Genomic DNA, 17,935 nt, shown 5'->3' with positions numbered 1-17,935 from the left:
ACAGAGAAGGAAAGCCCCCTTGATTCCACCTTCTCAGGATCATCCACATGCAGCCCACCCGCCTTACGCCACTGGCCCGCAGCCTGCGCAATCTTCTGCTCGGCGCCAGCCTGAGTTTCACCGCCCTGCCCGCCGCGATGGGTGCCGAAGCCAAGGTTTATCACATCGCCCCGGCATCGCTGGAAACCGCGCTCAACCAGTTTGGCCGTGAAGCAGGCGTACTGATTTCCTTCGGTTCGCAAGTCACCAGCGGCGTGCAAAGCCGTGGTCTGGAAGGCAATTACACCGCGCAACAAGGCCTCGATGCCTTGCTCGAAGGCACCGGCCTGCAAGCCCGCGCCGAGGGTGACAACGCCTTCAGCCTGCAACCGCTGGCTGACGCGGCGCTGGAGCTGGGCACCTCGACCGTAGTCGGCGACTGGCTCGGCGATGCGGCGCAGATCAACGTCTTCGAACACCCCGGCGCGCGCGATGTGATCCGCCGCGAAGAATTCGAACGCCAGGGCGCGACCCAGGCCCGCGACGTGCTCAACCGCATCCCCGGTGTGAACGCGCCGGAGAACAACGGCACGGGCAGCCATGACATGGCGCTGAATTTCGGCATTCGCGGTTTGAATCCACGCCTGGCCGCACGCTCGACAGTATTGATGGATGGCATCCCGGTGCCGTTCGCGCCGTATGGTCAGCCGCAGCTTTCGTTCGCGCCGATCAGCATGGGCAACATGGATGCCGTGGACGTGGTGCGTGGCGGCGGCGCGGTGCGTTACGGCCCGCAGAACGTCGGCGGCGTGGTCAACTTCGTGACCCGGGCGATTCCCGACGAGCCAACGGTCAAGGGAGGTTTGCAGACTGAAACCAGCCCATCGTCGAGCCACGACGGTTTCAAGACCAGCGCCAATCTGCTGGCCGGCGGCACCAACGCCAACGGCCTCGGTGGCGCCTTGCTGTACTCCGGCACCCGTGGTGGTGACTGGCGTGAACACAGCGATACCGAGATCGACGACCTGATCCTCAAGGGCAAGTACCAGCTCGACGACGCCAACAGCTTCAACGCCATGGCCCAGTATTACGAGGGCAAGGCCGACATGCCCGGCGGTCTCAATGTCGCCGATTACGATGCCGATCCGTATCAGTCGACGCGACCGAAAGATCAGTTCTGGGGGCGCCGGACGATGTTCAACTTCGGCTATCGCTATCAGCAAGATCGCCGCGAGTTCACCGCCAACACCTTCTTCACCAAAACCCTGCGCAGCGGTTATCTGGATCAGGGCACGTTTCTTTCGCTGTCGCCTCGCGAGTATTGGGTGCGTGGTCTGGAAACCCGTTTCGCCCAAGGCTTCGACTTGGGTCCGAGCAGCCACGAAGTCGGAGTCGGCTACCGCTACATCAATGAGGCCGGCCACGAACTGCGTTATCGCACGCCGATCAGCGCCAACGAATACCCGACCACCAGCAGCCGCAACGACCGTGACACTCGCGGTGGTACCGAGGCCAACGCATTCTTCGTCGATGACCGCATCGACATCGGCAAATGGACCATCACCCCGGGCGTGCGCTACGAGATGATCGAGTCGCAGCAGACCAACAACCTGACCAACGTCAAATACAAGGGCGACTACAACACCGCGCTGCCGGCGCTGAACGTGCTCTATCACCTCACCGACAGCTGGAATCTGTACGCCAACACCGAAGGCTCATTCGGCAGCGTGCAGTACAGCCAGATGCCCAACCGGGTCAGCAGCGGCGAAGTGAAGCCGGAAAAGGCCCGCACCTGGGAACTCGGCACGCGCTATGACAACGGTGCCCTGCGCGCTGAAATCGGTGCGTTCCTGATCAACTTCGACAACCAGTACGAGAGCAACCAGACCAACGACTCGGTGATCGCTCGCGGCGAAACCCGCCATCAGGGCATCGAGACCAGCGTCAATTACGCGCTTGATGATCTGAGTCCGGCGCTGGCCGGTTTCGATGTCTACGCCACGTATGCGTATGTCGATGCGACCATTCGCGAAGACGGGCCGAACAAAGGCAACCGCGTGCCGTTTTCCTCCAAGCACAAAGGCACGATTGGCGTCGGTTATACCGAAGGGCCATGGAAGCTGAATCTGGACAGCAGCTTCCAGAGCGACCAGTTCGCCGACAACGCCAACACCTCGAAGGAAAGTGCCGATGGCAGCACTGGCAAGATCCCCGGTTACATGCTGTTCAGCAGCCGCGCCGGGTATGACTTCGGACCGCAACTGTCGGATTTGAATGTGGCGGTGGGCGTGAAGAACATCTTCAACACGCAGTACTTCACACGCTCGTTCGATGACAACAACAAGGGCAAGTACGTAGGTGAGCCGCGGACGGTTTATGTACAGACGTCGGTGGCGTTCTGACCCCACCCCATCGAAGATCAAAAGCCCCTCACCCTAACCCTCTCCCAAAGGGAGAGGGAACTGACCGAGGTGTATTTACGATTTACGCTCGCCTGCAATATCGAGCTGAACGCTGGACTTGAAAACAACCGGGATCGGCCCCCTCTCCCAGAGGGTGAGGGACTGACCGAGGTGTATTTACGATTTACGCTCGCCTGCAATATCGAGCCGAACGCTGGACTTGAAAACAACCGGGATCGGCCCCCTCTCCCAGAGGGTGAGGGACTGACCGAGGTGTATTTACGCTTACGCTCGCCTGCAATATCGAGCCGAACGCTGGACTTGAAAACAACCGGAATCGGCCCCTTCTCCCAGAGGGTGATGGACTGACCGAGGTGTATTTACGATTTACGCTCGCCTGCAATATCGAGCCGAACGCTGGACTTGAAAACAACCGGGATCGGCCCCCTCTCCCAGAGGGTGAGGGACTGACCGAGGTGTATTTACGATTTACGCTCGCCTGCAATATCGAGCCGAACGCTGGACTTGAAAACAACCGGAATCGGCCCCCTCTCCCAGAGGGTGAGGGACTGACCGAGGTGTATTTACGCTTTACGCTCGCCTGCAATATCGAGCCGAACGCTGGACTTGAAAACAACCGGGATCGGCCCCCTCTCCCTCGGGAGAGGGCTGGGGTGAGGGGCTACGGTCTTAAACCCTGCGAGCAATCACCAACACCACAAACAAAAAACGGGCCTGCATCAGCAGGCCCGTTCTCCTTTGGTTACTTGTGAAATCAGCGCATCAACTGTTGATCGCTGCCTGTTCGTTCTCGTCAAATTCTTCCGCCAACAGCTTGTCGTTGGCTTTGCCGGTAAATGGCACTACAGCGGCGCGTGGTTTACCTCGCAGTTTGCCGAACAGATGATCCAGTTTGTGCTCGAGTTTCTCGGCAGCACCGTCGATCGCCTGTTCCAGCGAATCGGCTTTATGGGTCACGGAAATCGGTTGGTGGCCTTTTGGCCGCGCTTCCAGTTGGCAGCGCAAGTCATGGGGACCTGGTTTTTCGCCGTTCTCGTCGCTCAGATGGACTTCGACACGGGTCAGGTCTTCTTCATAACGGTCGAGCGTGCTCTCAATAGTTGTACGTACCCACTCCTCCAGTCGCTTACTGCTTTGAATATGGTTATCACTGTTGACTTGGATTTGCATAGTTCATCCCTTATTTCAGCTAGCTCGCTGGAGGCCTTGAAGTGAATTTCCTGACCTCCTGGTTACAACAATCGGCCCGAGCGACGAACATTTCAACCCCTGAAAAAAGAAAAATATTCATTCGCAAAAAAAGCCGGACAACCGAGCGAGGCGCTGTTAATGTCGGGAGTTGGGTCGACCCGCTCCGTAGAAAAATCTGCTCACATCTGTTGCTCATTCAGCGGGTGCAGGCTGCGAAAAATCCCCGCCTCTTCCACCAGCCAGTCATGCACAGCGCGCACGCCCGGATGGCTCAACGCCCCCGGCGCATATAGCAGCACGTAGCGTTTATGGTTGGGCACCGACAAGCCGAACGGCACAATCAAAGTGCCGCGCTCCAGCTCATCATTGAGCAACGTGCGCCGGGCAATCGCCACGCCCATACCGGCAATCGCCGCTTCAATGGTCAGGTGATTGCGATTGAACGTGTGCCCGCGCCGCACATCGGCGCCTTCGAAGCCGATCGCATTCAAATAGAACTCCCATTCCGCGTATTCGTAACTGCCACGCCAAGCGGTGATGTCGTGCAGCAACGGGAAATGCACCAGATCCGCCGGCCCGTGCAACGGCGGTCGCCCACGCAACAGGCTCGGCGCGCACACCGGGAAAATCTGCTCGTCGAGCAAGGCTGTGGATAACAATCCGGGGTAACTGCCATCGTTGAGGTCGATGGCCAGATCGAAATCGCCTTCGTGCAACGGCACGCTGCTGTCCTCGGCCACCAGGCGCAACTGGATATCCGGAAAGCGTTGCTGCAAGCGCGGCAGGCGCGGAGTCAGCCATTTGCCGAGAAACGACGGGATCGACCGCAACCGCAGAGTTCCGCTGATCATCCCGGCGTCCAGCCGGCGCAATTCCGCATCGATGCTGCCGTACGCTTCATTGACGGTAATCGCCAGTCGCTGCCCCTGTGCACTCAACTCAACGCCCCGCGCGCGCCGATGAAACAGGCGAAAGCCCAGGCGTTCTTCCAATTGGCGGATCTGCTGGCTGACCGCGCCCGGGGTGATGTGCAGCTCTTCGGCACAACGGGTGAACGACAGGTGCCGCGCGGCACAGGCAAACACCTGCAGCCAGACGTAGGTCTGGGCATGCAATTGACGACTCATTGTTTAGTCCTGCTAAAGGCTGTCTTAGGAGGTTTCGTTGGTCACCTCGAAGCGAGGCAGGCAGTATCGCCGACATTGCGCTTGTCCGACAAAAAATGGCAGCGATTCCTACTCCATTGCTTGTAAGGGTTTAGCATGGCTATCAGTGTTTTCGATCTATTCAAAGTGGGCATCGGCCCGTCCAGTTCCCATACCGTCGGCCCGATGCGTGCAGCGGCGACCTTTGCCCAGGCCCTGATCGACCAACATCTGCTCTATGACGTGCGACGGGTGGAAATCCGTCTGTACGGCTCGCTGTCTGCGACCGGCGTTGGCCATGCCACCGATCGCGCGACGGTCATGGGCCTGATGGGCGAGTGGCCGGACAGCATCGATCCTTCGACCATCGATCCACGCATCCAGCAACTGCGCGAAACCGGGCAATTGTCCCTCGCCGGTCAACGCTCGATTGCGTTTGACTGGCAGAGCGATCTGCTGCTGCTCGACGAGAGCTTGCCCTACCACCCCAACGCCATGTCGCTGAGCGCATTTGGCGAAAGCGCCGAGCTGTTCACGCAAACCTATTACTCGGTGGGCGGCGGCTTCATCGTCGAAGCGGCTGAAGCCGAGTCTGGCGTGGCGCCAGCCAGCGACGTGGTGTTGCCCTACGATTTTTCCAGCGCCGCCGAACTGCTCGCTTTGTGCAAAAAGCACAATCTGCGCGTGTCCGAACTGATGATGGCCAACGAGCGCGCCTGGCGCAGCGATGCCGAGATTCGCCAAGGCCTGCTGCACATCTGGTCAGTGATGCGCGAGTGCGTCGAACAAGGTTTGCGCCACGAAGGCATCCTGCCCGGCGGTCTGAAAGTACCGCGCCGCGCGGCGAAACTGCATCGCAGCCTGTTGGAAATCGGCAAACCGAATGTGATCAGCTCGACCCTGTCGGCGATGGAATGGGTCAACCTGTTCGCCCTTGCCGTCAACGAAGAAAATGCCGCCGGCGGGCGCATGGTCACCGCGCCGACCAATGGCGCCGCCGGGATCATTCCGGCCGTTCTGCACTACTACATGAAATTCAATCCGGATGCGTCTGACGATGACGTCGTCGCGTTCTTTCTCGGTGCAACCGCCGTCGGCATTTTGTGCAAGAAAAACGCCTCCATCTCCGGTGCCGAGGTCGGCTGTCAGGGCGAAGTCGGTTCGGCTTGCGCCATGGCCGCCGCCGGCCTCGCCGACGTCCTTGGTGCGACACCGGAGCAACTGGAGAACGCTGCCGAAATCGGCCTGGAACACAACCTCGGCCTGACCTGCGATCCGGTCGGTGGCCTGGTGCAAGTGCCGTGCATCGAGCGCAATGCCATCGCGGCGGTGAAGGCGATCAACGCCACGCAAATGGCCCTGCGCGGCGACGGCAATCATTTCATTTCCCTCGACCGGGTGATCCGCACCATGCGCGACACCGGCGCCGACATGCACGACAAGTACAAGGAAACCTCGCGGGGCGGGCTGGCGGTGAACTGGGTGGAATGCTGATCGGCCTGACTGCACTGTCAGCGATCATCGGCTGATTCCTGCCCTGAAAACGCGCCACAAAAAACGGCGAGCCCCGAGGCTCGCCGTTTTTTTCGCCGTGTTTATTGTTCGACAATTTTTCCGGCATGCCCCTTGCTACATCACCCTTGAGGCAAACGGACATTGCAAACCTCAGCGAACGAGATGCCAGTGGTCTGGTGTTGCGAACCAAATCAGATCATGGCCGGTCAACAACTGCACGTTCAATCAGGCGGTGACGCATCATGGACAACCCATTTCAGATCATTACCGATGCTTTCGCGCCGGACTATCAGATCAATCTGAGCATTCAGGGCCTGGACGGCAGCATCATGCTGACCCTGTCCAACGCCGGCCGCATTGTGGCCAAGCGCATGATCAGTGCCGAACAGCGCAACGATCCCGAGCGTTTGAAGAGGCTGGTGCAAAGCATCCAGTTCGGCATCGCCATCGAACAGGGCCACAGCGCCATGTCGATTCTCGAAGCCATGACCAGCGGCGCCGGGCTCACCCCGCCACCGCCACGCGTCAAGGGCCAGCCCGGCCAGGCGGCGGGCCTTTAAAGCTCGCCCTTCTCCACTTCAGGATGTTCGCTGGAGCCCGTGCCGAGCTTGCGCTGCGGGTTCTCGATCTTCACTGAGGGGAATTGCGACGAAGCGTAACGCACCACCAGGATCGCAAACGCCAGCAGCAGAATGCCGCCGCACAGGTAGATAATGCCCATGTCCGGTGGGTTGTGGTGCGAGACGTTGGAGATCAGCAGGCGCGTCAGCGCGGTGATCGCCACGTAGATCAGGAAGCGCACCGGCATGTGGTTGGTCTTGAAATAAATCCCGACCATCGCGCCCAGTTCCAGATAGATGAACAGCAACAGAATGTCATCGATCTTGATGTGCCCGACTTCGAGCATCCCGAGAAACTCCATCACCGCCGCCCACGCTGTCACCGCACCGATGGCGAATAGCGCCAGATAGTGAAAGGTTTCGACGAACAGGTTGCCCAGGGACTCGGCCAGTTGATGCACGTTACGCCGCAGTTTCTCGGCCCAATTTATTTTCACGATGAGTTTCCTTAGCCCGTTTCGGGCGGATGATGCGTATCGCACGTGACGGTTTTGCGCGCGCGCCTTGTAGCAACGGTTTTCATGCAGGTTCAGGGCCACGCATCATGGCGATCCGCCGCAAATCCCGCGCCGTGGCGTTTGGTCGCAGGCTCGCGGCTTTGCACAATCCCCGTGGGAGCGAGCCTGCTCGCGAATAGCAGCCACACCGTACCCCTGACAAACCCCGAATCCGGTCTACATTGAAAAGCCACTACCCATGGCGCAGGGATTCGCTTATCCTTTTCGCTGTATATGGATACAGTAGTCGTCAAGACAACTTAATGTGAAGGCATGTGAGGTGGTGAATGGCCGTCGAAGTGGTATACCGCAGCAGCCGAGATCTGGAGCGCTTGTTCATGGATAAAGCCGAAGCTGATCGTCATGACAAAATGCTCGAACTGGCCGAATATCTGGCCGATGTGCTGCAAAAAGCCGTTCCGTCCCTGACTGAACAGCAAGTGGAAGAAGCCGGGATCTACATGGCGAAGAATCGCGATGTGTTCGCCAGAGCGTTCAAGAGCCAGCCCGATGCGCTGTCGGAGCTGATCAATGCGCCGGCCGAGCCTGTCGAAAAAGCTGAAGCGGCAGAACCTGATGAGGCGCCGGCGAAGCCAGCCAAACCAGCGAAAGCGCCGAAGTAATTAGAAAGATCGCAGCCTTCGGCAGCTCCTGCACTCGGAATGTAGGAGCTGCCGAAGGCTGCGATCTTTTGCTTTCAGCGATACAAAACCTTTTCGGCCAACTCATCCGCCACCCGCGCCGGCGAACGTTTTTCCGCCTGAGCATGGGCGAAGACTTCGGTCAGCCGCGAACTGATTTTCGACAGATGCGCCGTAATCGTCGGCAACTCCTCACCGCGATGTTTAAGCGATACGTAAATCAGCCCGCCGGCATTGATCACATAATCCGGCGCATAAAGAATCCCGCGCCGTTCCAGTTGATCCGCCACATCCAGATGGGAAAGTTGATTGTTCGCCGAACCGGCCACCGCCGAGCAGCGCAGCTGTGAAACGCTGTGACTGTTGAGCACACCGCCCAACCCGCACGGCGCGAGAATGTCGCACGGCGTGCTGAGCAATGCGTCGTTGGCGATCGGGTGAGCATTGAGCTGCTCCATCGCCAGTTGCACCTTGCCGTGGTCGATGTCACTGACGAGCAACTCGGCGCCTGCCGCGTGCAGTTGCTCGGCCAGCGCAAAACCGACATTGCCAAGCCCCTGGATGGCAACGCGCAGACCTTCGAGGTTGTCGCTGCCCAAGCGCGCCATCGCCGTGGCGCGTATGCCGGCGAACACGCCCATGGCCGCATGCGGCGCCGGGTCGCCTGCCGAAGTGGTGCTGGTAACGTGGCGGGTCTGCTGGGCAATGCAGTCCATGTCCGCCACTGACGTACCGCTGTCGATGGCGGTGATATAGCGGCCGTCGAGTTGCTCGATGCAACGTCCGAAAGCCTCGAACAACGCGGCGCGATTCTCGACATGGGCCGGGCGCACGATCACCGCCACCCCGCCACCTTGCGCGAGGCCGGCGAGCGCCGCTTTGTAGCTCATGTTTTGCGCCAGGCGAATGGCGTCCTCGACCGCAGATTCGTCGTTGGGATAGGCAAGGTAACGGCACCCACCCAGGGCTGGCCCCAGATGGCTGTTATGAATGGCAATGACCGCCTTCAACCCGGTGGCCGGGTCCACGCTCAGGTGCAGCGATTCCAGGCGAGTGCTTTGCATGAGAGCGAACATCGACAGGCTCCCGAATCACTTCTTGTAGAACGCCAGTATAGGCTTGCCCCTGAAAATTGCTGGCGCACACCGGCATGAGCCGCCGAGCGGACAATGCTGCGCCGCTATAACTCGCGCTCAGTGAGCCCGGCACTGGACGAACAACCCGGACGGGGCTAAAACGAGGCATTGGAGGGAGATTTTGATGAGTGCGCGCCAACGCTTTTTCGAATGCCTGCATCGTTCACCGCCGGCCCTGCTGGAAGCTGCGCTGTGGATAAGTGCCGAGCACGACAAAACCCTCGAGCCCGAGGCATGGTTGCGCACCTTCAAGGATTTGCAACTACGCGTCAGCTATGGGCTGCCGATGCTGCCGATCAGCGAACTGGCGCAACCGCTGTTGCGACGCATGGTCGATCTCGGTTTCGCGCAGGATGATTTCCTGCCGCTGCGCCCGCAGGCGGCGCTGCTGCATCGCGTGTTGCACACCCAACGCGGTCAGCCGTTGGCATTGGCGTTGATCGCACTGGAATTGGCGCGTGGGTTGGAGATTCCTCTGGTCGGGGTCAACTTCCCCGGACATTTTCTGCTGCGGGTACCCGGCGCCGACCACTTGCTCGATCCTTGCGGCGGGCGGCGACTGTATCCCAATGACTGCCGAGAACTGTTGCAACGCCAATACGGGCCGAACATGCAGCTCAGCGCCGAACATTTGCTGAGCGCAACGCCGGTGCAGATGCTGCAACGTCTGTCACGCAACCTGCGCCAATTGCACCTGACCCACGACGATCACATCGCCGCGCTGATCGACGCAGAACGAGTGCTCGAACTGGGCGATGCGAAGGCCTCCGATTACATGGCCCGGGCCAGTCTGTATCAACGGCTGGATTGCCCGAACGCTGAACGCTTCGATCTGGAGCATGCATTATTGCTCAGCGAAGACCCGATCCAGCGCCTGCGCCTGACCGAACGCCTCGGCCATCTGCCGCCCAACTCCGTCGTGCATTAACTACCTTCCGCAGGCTGCCACCATCCTTGAGGCCCACACAAACCTGTGTGGGAGCGAGCCTGCTCGCGAAAGCGGTGTGTCAGCTGAATGAAAGGCCACTGACACTCCGTCTTCGCGAGCAGGCTCGCTCCCACAGGAATTACGGGGTGTCTGGTTGATTGGCAGGATGCGCCTTGATAAACGCCGGATGTTCAGCCGCCAACGCAGCCACACGGCAAATTTTCGGATACGCCTCCAGGCTGACGTTGAACCGCTCAGCCGCATACAACTGCGGAATCAGATACACATCTGCCACGCACGGCCATTCGCCAAAACAGAAACCGCTGTCGCCGATCAACTGCTCCACCGTTGCCAGCCCTTGGCTGATCCAATGGCTGATCCACTCCACCACTTGCGCCTCATTCTGCCCCGCCTGGCGCAGGCGATTGAGCACGCTGACGTTGTGCAGCGGGTGCACGTCGCAGCCGATCACCGCCGCGACACCGCGCACCTGCGCGCGCGCCAGCAGATCATCCGGCAGCAACGGCACCTGTGGATAACGCTCTTCCAGATACTCGATGATCGCCGGCGATTGAATCAGCAGCGCACCATCATCGGTGCGCAAGGTCGGCACCCGGCCCTGCGGATTGAGCGCCAGATACGCCGGTTGCCGATGTTCACCGCCCGACGGTGCGATCAGGTTGACCGGCAACGCCTGGTAATCGAGGCCCTTCAACGCCAGCGCAATCCGCACCCGGTACGATGAAGTGGAACGGTAATAGCCATAGAGATCCATAAGCCGCTCCTGTCAGCGCGCAGCGATCACGGTGCCGCGACATTCGCCGAAGCCGATCGAGGCAAAACCGTCGCGGGCGCAGCGGGCACGCAGGATGATTTCGTCACCGTCCTCAAGGAATTTGCGCACTTCGCCAGAAGCCAGTTCGATCGGTTTCTTACCGCCCTCAGTGATCTCCAGCAGGCTGCCGAACTGACCGTTTTCCGGCCCGGACAAAGTGCCCGAACCGAACAGGTCACCGGCCTGCAACTGGCAACCGTTAACGCTGTGGTGCGCGACCATTTGCGCGACGGTCCAGTACATGTAGCGGGTGTTGCTCTGGGTCAGGCGATGGGCCGGCAGGTTCTGCTCGCGCATGGTTTCGGTACGCAAAAGCACTTCCAGCTCGATGTCGAAGGCGCCGCCATCCTGATCGCGCTTGTCGAGCAGATACGGCAGCGGCTGCGGATCACCTTCAGGGCGCGCCGGTTGCGCCGTGCGGAATGGTTCCAGTGCTTCAGCCGTCACCACCCACGGCGAGACGCTGGTGATGAAACTTTTCGACAGGAATGGGCCGAGTGGCTGGTATTCCCAAGCCTGGATATCCCGCGCGGACCAGTCGTTGAGCAGGCAGAAACCGGCGATGTGCTCGGCAGCGTCACCGATGGCAATCGGCTCGCCCATCTCATTGCCCTGGCCGATCCAGATACCCAGTTCCAGTTCGTAATCCAGACGCGCGCATGGACCGAATACCGGTTCTGTCTGGCCGGCCGGCAGCGTCTGGCCTTTCGGCCGGCGCACGTCGGTGCCGGACGCTCGCACCGTGGAAGCGCGACCGTGGTAACCGATCGGCACGTACTTGTAGTTCGGCAGCAGCGGGTTATCCGGGCGGAACAGTTTGCCGACGTTCTGCGCGTGCTCGATGCCGACGTAGAAGTCGGTGTAATCGCTGATCCGTGCCGGCAGGTGCATCTGGCAATCGGCAGCCAGCGGCAAGAGTTTCGCGCCTTGCGCTTCGATGTTGCCACGCAGGGTGCTGCCTTCACTGAACAGTTCGATCAGGCGTTCGCGCAGGGCAACCCGCGCCTCACGGCCAAGTTCAAAGAACGCGTTCAACTGCCCGCCGTGCATGGCTTCCACCGCACTGCGTGCGACACCGTCGAACAGACCGGCCTCAAGCGCCACCTGCAAATCGAAAATGTGCTCGCCGATCGCCACGCCCGCGCGAGGCGCCGAACCGTGCAGGCTGAACACGCCCAGCGGCAGATTCTGCAAGGGGAAATCGCTGTGACCGTTGGCCGAAGCGACCCAGCTGCGGGGAATGGAATTCTGTGTCATGGGTTATCTCCGGGTCGGGTCGAACGTGGCGGGCAGCGTCGCCCAGCAAGCGTCGTAACTGGGTTGCAACTGTGGGCATTCGAGGGCGAAACGACTTGGACGAAGCACCTGGCTGGTCTCGAACATGAAGGCCATGGTGTTATCGATTTTTGCAGGTGCAAGCTCGGCGTTGATCGCCCTGGTGCAGGTTTCGCCGTCCGGGCCGTGGGCGCTCATGCAGCTGTGCAGCGACGCGCCACCGGGCACGAAGCCTTCGGCCTTGGCGTCGTATTCGCCCTGGATCAGGCCCATGAATTCGTTCATCAGGTTGCGGTGGAACCACGGTGGCCGGAAGGTCTTTTCGGCGACCATCCAGCGCGGCGGAAAGATCACGAAATCGAGGTTGGCCAGACCGTGCACGCTGGTCGGCGAGGTCAGTACAGTGAAAATTGAAGGATCAGGGTGATCGAAACTCACCGTGCCGATGGTGTTGAAACGGCGCAGGTCGTATTTGTACGGCACGTTGTTGCCATGCCAGGCGACCACATTGAGCGGTGAGTGATTGAGTTCGGTGGCCCACAACTGGCCAAGGAATTTCTGTACCAGAGTAGTCGGTTGCTGCAGGTTTTCGTAGGCAGCGACCGGGGTGAGGAAATCCCGTGGATTGGCCAGACCGTTGCTGCCGATCGGCCCCAGATCCGGCAGGCGCAGCGGCGCGCCATGGTTCTCGGCGAGGTAGCCGCGTGCCTGTGGATCGAGCAGTTCGACGCGAAATTTCAGGCCACGCGGCAGAACGACGATTTCCAGCGGTGCCACTTCGAGTACGCCCAGTTCGGTGGCGATACGCAGGCGACCGAGTTGCGGCACCAGCAGCATTTCCCCATCGGCGTTAAAGAACACACGCTCCATTGAACGGTTGGCGGTGTAGTTATAAATGCTGATGCCGGAAGGTTTTTCGGCGCCAGCATTGGCCGCCATGCTGACCAGACCATCGATGAAATCCGTTGGCTCGGTCGGCAGCTCCAATGGATTCCAGCGCAGGCGATTGGGCGTCACTTCACCCAAAGGTCCGCCGGCCAGTTGCCGCTCCAGTTTGACGAACGCCGGGTGATTGGCCGACGGCTGAATCCGGTACATCCAGGTACGCCGCGCTTCGCTGCGCGGCATGGTGAAGGCGGTGCCGGAGAACAGCTCGGTATACAGGCCGTACGGGGCTTTCTGCGGAGAGTTCTGGCCAACGGGCAGCGCGCCGGGCAACGCTTCAGTGCTGAATTCGTTGCCGAAGCCGGACTGGTAAACCAGGTCCTGCGCGGTTGAATCGGGGTTCATGGAGCCTCCTGAACAGGGAGTCGGCAGTGGCCCATCGCTCTGGCTCAGAGTTCTCGGCACGCCGGGGTTGTTATTATCGTAATCTGATTACGCATAACGTAATTTGCTCGCTATCCAGCGTCAAGCTATAAAGACGCCCATTCGAACCGGAACCGCCAGCCCCATGGAAAAAACCAGCGACAGCAACGGCAAACAGAAAGTCCGCTCCGCCGAAGTCGGCACCGACATCCTCAAGGCTTTGGCCGAGTTGTCACCGTCGACTTCGCTGTCGCGTCTGGCCGAACATGTGCAGATGCCGGCAAGCAAGGTGCATCGCTATCTGCAGGCGTTGATAGCCTCCGGATTTGCCGAACAGAACACCGCCACCAACCATTACGGCCTCGGTCGCGAAGCACTGCGCGTGGGCCTGGCCGCGCTCAACAGCATGGACGTGCTGAAAGTTGCCGCCCTGCCGCTGTCCGAGCTGCGCGATGAACTCAACGAAACCTGCTTTCTCGCGGTGTGGGGCAATCAGGGCGCAACCGTCGTGCACATTGAACCGGCGGTGCGCGCGGTGACGGTGGTGACGCAGTTGGGTTCGGTGCTGCCACTGCTCAGCTCTTCCACCGGGCTGGTGTTCAGCGCTTACCTGCCGCACCGGGAAACCGATGAATTGCGCGAGCAGGAGATCGCTGTCGAAAAGCATCCCCTCAAGGACGAAAAGGCCTATGCAGCGCTGTGTGAACAGATCCGCGAACGCGGTCTGCATCACGTGCATGGTTTGTTGATGCCGGGTGTGGATGCGCTTTCTGCGCCAGTGTTCAACGCGGTCGGGCAGATCGCTGCGGTGCTGACCATCGTCGGCCCGACCTCACTGTTCCACGCCGACGAAAACGGCCCGGCGGCGCAGCGGTTGTTGGCTGCGACGCGGGCCGTGAGCTGGCGCATGGGTTACGAAAGATAAATCAGACTATGAGCCCTCGAAACGGCTCAGCGAACCGTGGTCTTGCTGAATGCAGACTCAGCCTCTTGCATCAGTGCCTTGAAGAACCCGATCAGTTCATCGGCGGGGTCTTCATGGCCGGTGTAATACGTAACCAGCTCCGCGACCGTGCGGGCGTCTTCAAACAGACTGAGAAACGAGCGTTGCGCACGGGTAAGTTCTTTAGCCGGCGCCCCCGCCGCTGCAGCCTGACCCAATGTCAGCAGTCCGCTCAATACATCCTGCACATGCCCCAGCGCGGCGGAATAATCACCGCGTCGGTGCGACTGCGACGCGTCGTAGATGCTTTTCATCACCTGCACAGCCACCACCACAGTGCCTACGGGTGGCACCAGCAGGCTGACAATGTTTGCGGCCTTCAACAGATTTTCATAAACCACACTGGCGATTATTTCGTTGAGACTGGTGGTCCGTTCGTCGATGTCACTCAATACACGGCGCACTCGCTCGTCATGGAAAGTGAACAGATCGGGCAGTAACGAACGCTGCTGTGTGCGAATGACCGGTCGGGTATCAACCGTTGCGACCAGATTATCGAAGTAGTCATTGGTCACTTTCTGGTCAACCAGCAGTATCCGCTCGCTGTAATAGTTCCTGAACGGGCCTTTTCGAAAACGAATCGAAGGAACGAACTCAGCGATCGGCCGGAAGTTGACTTGATCCGGTGCGTCAGGCGTATAGAGCAAGTCGAAGAAACCTGACGACAACTTCAGTCGAAAAATATAAACGCCGCCAACCGCGCGGTCCCCAGGAGTCGTCAGACCCAGCGCGCCAATATTGAATTTGTACAGCCCGATATCACCTTCGGCGGTGCTGGTCCCTACCGACTGATAACCGCCACTCTCTTTCAGGTTATCGATGACCCCTTGGACAGCAGAGAAAGACTCTGTCGATAATCTGCCGTTGGTGAAATCGGCAAACGCATTGCGATACATCTCACAGCGGATTTTCCGGGCGTGTACCGCGCGCTTGAAAGCGTAATCAGGATGAGCCTTGTTCAGATATTGCTCTTCCAGCATCGCGCTGTATCGGTCACCAGGGCGGAAGGTTTTCGATAGCGAAGACAAATCCCGGATATCCAGTTTTTCAACGAGGGGATGTCCATTCACCAAGTAATATTTGGGGCTGTACTTGGTTTCATAGGCCGGATGCACCGCTTCGAAAGCGAGTCCCTCAAGCAAGACGTCGGTAACGCTCTTACGAAACTCTTCGGTCTGAATAATGATCTGGTCGGGATTGACCGAAATGTTGCTGCCGCGCGAACGCAACAGGTCTTCTATCTGGGCTTTCACCGCGTCATAGGTGAACTGCTCGAATGTCGGAAAACCATTGTCTCGTGCATCAACCGTGGACAGCGCCTTGAGTTCGGTTGTCAGACGCGAATAGCGCTTGCGCCCCTCAATGCCAAGCGCCCGATAAGCTGCCGGTGCAATGGCCTTGTGCAGCGCAACTTCGGCTCGGTAGGCGACATTTACGTAGTCCGCCAAAGGTGCCTTGGCGTTCAGATAAAGATCGACCGGCCGGCTATCAAGCGTGTAGCGGTAGCTCAGTTGAGTACCAGCGCTGCCAAGCAACTCACTCGCCTCGTGCAGGTAGTCGGGATGAATCATCAATGCGGCGTATTCACGATCCGCCGACAATGCCGACTCCAGCCAGCGGTTCGCCGCGTAGATATCGGAAAATTTCTGCAGTTCGAATTGCCCGTCAGCTGTTTTGACCAACATCAGCGACGGTGCGTATTCTTTGGCCGAAATCATCAGAACATCTTTCAATGCTGGGACTTGCAGCCTGATTTTCAAGCCCTGAATAGTCACCGCAGGGTCGTTGGCCATGGCTCGCGCGATGATGTTCGCATCGGTGGAATCCAGCTTCCCGGACTGGCGAGCTACAAAAACTGCAAACTCCATCTGGCTGAAGAGATAGTTGCGATAGGCCTCCTGCCAAGCAACCGACGGCGAGTATGCAAGACTGCCGGTAAACTCCAGGCGCAGGTTACGATTTTCCAGCCACTGTTCAAGCGCTACTGCCGTCAGCCGACTTCCGTCGGGAGCGCCGATGATGGTCAGAGTCGCTTTGTAACCATTGTCGTGCAGACCGAAAACAAGAAACTCCGTCAGCGTCCGGGTTTCTTCCTGCTCGATGGTCCGTCCGGCAATCTGCAAAGTGTACGAGCTATGGACACTGATCGCTTCAGGATCCAGGCGTTCGTCAAAGGCCCTCTGCGCCCATGCGGAGAACGTGCGCAGCACATAGTCCTTGAAAGAAAAACACGTATCGAACGCGCTCGAATATGCAGCCTCATACTGGTCTTTGGATTCTTCAAGCTCGCTATAACGTTGTTGAATATCGCTACCAGCGGCATGCAGCCAAAGCGGCCAGTCGGTGCGCTTCAGTGCCGCCCAGAGCAGATAGAAACGGGTGTCGATACCGTAACGCAGCACATGCAGGCGTTGATTCTCTTGAAGCATGGAGATCAGTGGTTTTTCCAGTTGTTCCCGGCCACTGATCAAGGATGAAACATTTTCAAGCTGACCTTTGAGGTGAGTGTCGACACAAAAGACATGAGGACTTTGCGTGGCTTTCGGATAACTGATCTGCTCGCTACGCAGGGAAAGTCTCTGCTGAAGTTTGCTGTGCAAATCGGTATTTCGTTCAAAGAACTCAAAGCCGTTTTCCGGCGTGTGCAGCAGATAGGAAGTCGACTCGTTGACCAGTTGCATCTCTGCGACCGCACGCTCGGCGTTGTCCAGAACGAAACAGGGCTGGCGCACCAGAAGATAATCCTGTGCCGGTTGCAGGTTGACTTCAAACGCTGCGCGACCGGCATCTGCTTCCAGCAGATGAGCGAATCGCTCGCCCAATCGGGCATCGAAATTGTTGGCCATGACCGACAGCGACATCTCTGCACCGGTGACCACGGCATAGGCCTTGATGAAAGCCTGTTTGTTCGACAGCGGTGCATTGTCGGCATGGACGGGTTTCGCTGGCGCAGCCCAGAACTTTGCGATCTCGGCTCGCAATGTTTTTTCCAGTCCGGCAGTTACAGCAGCGATCAGATCTTCAACAACAATGGTATTGAGCACCTTGACTTTGAATTGCTCACTGAACGTATCCGGCAGAACAAAAACCCCATCACCACCCATAATATAGGCAGGACTTATATGGTTATTCAGACAATGAACCGTCACCTCCCAAAGAGTGCCTGATGGCCGATTTTCATCGGCAGGGAAAGCAGGATCCGTATTGATATAGACCTTGTCGATATCAACTGTTTTGCCCAGACGCTTCAATTCACCCTCAAGCATGCTGCGCAGAATATCCAGCACGCTCGGCATGGCGTCGATGATCTTGAACAGATCTGTTTTAGCCTGTGTTGCCTTTTCCCACTCTTCCGGCCAGGTAACCTGCTCACCGAAAGAACCACGCATCAAACTTTTATATAACTTGGCCACAAACTTTCCTTACTTGATTATCCAGA

Annotated in this window: 13 protein-coding genes and 1 pseudogene; 6 read left to right on the top strand and 8 right to left on the bottom strand. The window is 58.9% G+C overall.

The features are described 5' to 3' along the window. Positions 1-47 precede the first annotated feature (47 nt). Positions 48-2,381, top strand: a complete 2,334-nt coding sequence (fecA, locus tag PSH90_RS04430) for a TonB-dependent Fe(3+) dicitrate receptor FecA (RefSeq protein WP_305382242.1) — start codon at positions 48-50, stop codon at positions 2,379-2,381. A 783-nt stretch (positions 2,382-3,164) separates the two neighbouring features. Here fecA and PSH90_RS04425 read toward each other — a convergent pair. Beyond that, positions 3,165-3,572: an HPF/RaiA family ribosome-associated protein gene (locus PSH90_RS04425; RefSeq protein WP_016771629.1), complete on the bottom strand. Its 408-nt coding sequence runs from the start codon at positions 3,570-3,572 to the stop codon at positions 3,165-3,167. Between the two features lie 200 nt (positions 3,573-3,772). Further along, positions 3,773-4,720 carry a LysR substrate-binding domain-containing protein gene (locus PSH90_RS04420; protein ID WP_016771630.1) on the bottom strand — a complete coding sequence of 316 codons (948 nt, stop codon included), beginning with the start codon at positions 4,718-4,720 and terminating at the stop codon, positions 3,773-3,775. 135 nt (positions 4,721-4,855) lie between these two features. Between PSH90_RS04420 and PSH90_RS04415 the strand changes: the two genes are divergently transcribed. Then, a complete protein-coding gene (locus tag PSH90_RS04415) occupies positions 4,856-6,232 on the top strand; it encodes an L-serine ammonia-lyase (RefSeq protein ID WP_305382240.1) in 1,377 nt (458 codons plus the stop codon). A gap of 263 nt (positions 6,233-6,495) precedes the next feature. Continuing rightward, positions 6,496-6,813: a DUF3509 domain-containing protein gene (locus PSH90_RS04410; protein WP_016771632.1), complete on the top strand. Its 318-nt coding sequence runs from the start codon at positions 6,496-6,498 to the stop codon at positions 6,811-6,813. Here PSH90_RS04410 and PSH90_RS04405 read toward each other — a convergent pair. Continuing rightward, positions 6,810-7,310 (bottom strand): phosphate-starvation-inducible protein PsiE, encoded by a 501-nt coding sequence (locus PSH90_RS04405; protein ID WP_039759287.1) that lies wholly within the window; start codon positions 7,308-7,310, stop codon positions 6,810-6,812. The two genes, PSH90_RS04410 and PSH90_RS04405, sit on opposite strands and share 4 nt — an antisense overlap. A 347-nt stretch (positions 7,311-7,657) precedes the next feature. Between PSH90_RS04405 and PSH90_RS04400 the strand changes: the two are divergent. Then, positions 7,658-7,912 (top strand): annotated as a pseudogene (locus tag PSH90_RS04400) (YebG family protein); the annotation flags it as partial. A gap of 155 nt (positions 7,913-8,067) precedes the next feature. On the opposite strand, the gene PSH90_RS04395 reads toward PSH90_RS04400, so the two are convergent. Beyond that, positions 8,068-9,087, bottom strand: coding sequence for a Glu/Leu/Phe/Val dehydrogenase dimerization domain-containing protein (locus PSH90_RS04395; protein WP_041479665.1), 1,020 nt, complete (start codon positions 9,085-9,087; stop codon positions 8,068-8,070). A 184-nt stretch (positions 9,088-9,271) separates the two neighbouring features. Here PSH90_RS04395 and PSH90_RS04390 point away from each other — a divergent pair, with 184 nt between their 5' ends. Next, on the top strand, positions 9,272-10,075 hold the full coding sequence (locus tag PSH90_RS04390) for a SirB1 family protein (RefSeq protein WP_305382239.1): 804 nt from the start codon (positions 9,272-9,274) through the stop codon (positions 10,073-10,075). 139 nt (positions 10,076-10,214) lie between these two features. Here PSH90_RS04390 and maiA read toward each other — a convergent pair whose 3' ends face one another. Genes maiA through hmgA form a run of 3 tightly spaced genes read right to left on the bottom strand, consistent with a single transcriptional unit; the run spans position 10,215 to position 13,475 of the window. Beyond that, positions 10,215-10,850: a maleylacetoacetate isomerase gene (gene maiA / locus PSH90_RS04385; protein ID WP_056782996.1), complete on the bottom strand. Its 636-nt coding sequence runs from the start codon at positions 10,848-10,850 to the stop codon at positions 10,215-10,217. A gap of 12 nt (positions 10,851-10,862) precedes the next feature. Then, positions 10,863-12,167 (bottom strand): fumarylacetoacetase, encoded by a 1,305-nt coding sequence (fahA, locus tag PSH90_RS04380; protein ID WP_305382237.1) that lies wholly within the window; start codon positions 12,165-12,167, stop codon positions 10,863-10,865. 3 nt (positions 12,168-12,170) lie between these two features. Continuing rightward, positions 12,171-13,475: a homogentisate 1,2-dioxygenase gene (hmgA, locus tag PSH90_RS04375; RefSeq protein WP_056782993.1), complete on the bottom strand. Its 1,305-nt coding sequence runs from the start codon at positions 13,473-13,475 to the stop codon at positions 12,171-12,173. 163 nt (positions 13,476-13,638) lie between these two features. On the opposite strand from hmgA, the gene PSH90_RS04370 reads away from it, so the two are divergent. Continuing rightward, a complete protein-coding gene (locus PSH90_RS04370; protein WP_056782991.1) occupies positions 13,639-14,418 on the top strand; it encodes an IclR family transcriptional regulator in 780 nt (259 codons plus the stop codon). Positions 14,419-14,444: 26 nt separating this feature from the next. Here PSH90_RS04370 and PSH90_RS04365 read toward each other — a convergent pair whose 3' ends face one another. Then, on the bottom strand, positions 14,445-17,909 hold the full coding sequence (locus PSH90_RS04365; protein WP_305382235.1) for a dermonecrotic toxin domain-containing protein: 3,465 nt from the start codon (positions 17,907-17,909) through the stop codon (positions 14,445-14,447). Positions 17,910-17,935 lie beyond the last annotated feature (26 nt).

This window comes from Pseudomonas sp. FP1762 (genome assembly GCF_030687105.1).
Classification (GTDB): Bacteria; Pseudomonadota; Gammaproteobacteria; order Pseudomonadales; family Pseudomonadaceae; genus Aquipseudomonas; species Aquipseudomonas siliginis.
This window is presented reverse-complemented; position numbering and strand designations above follow the sequence as displayed.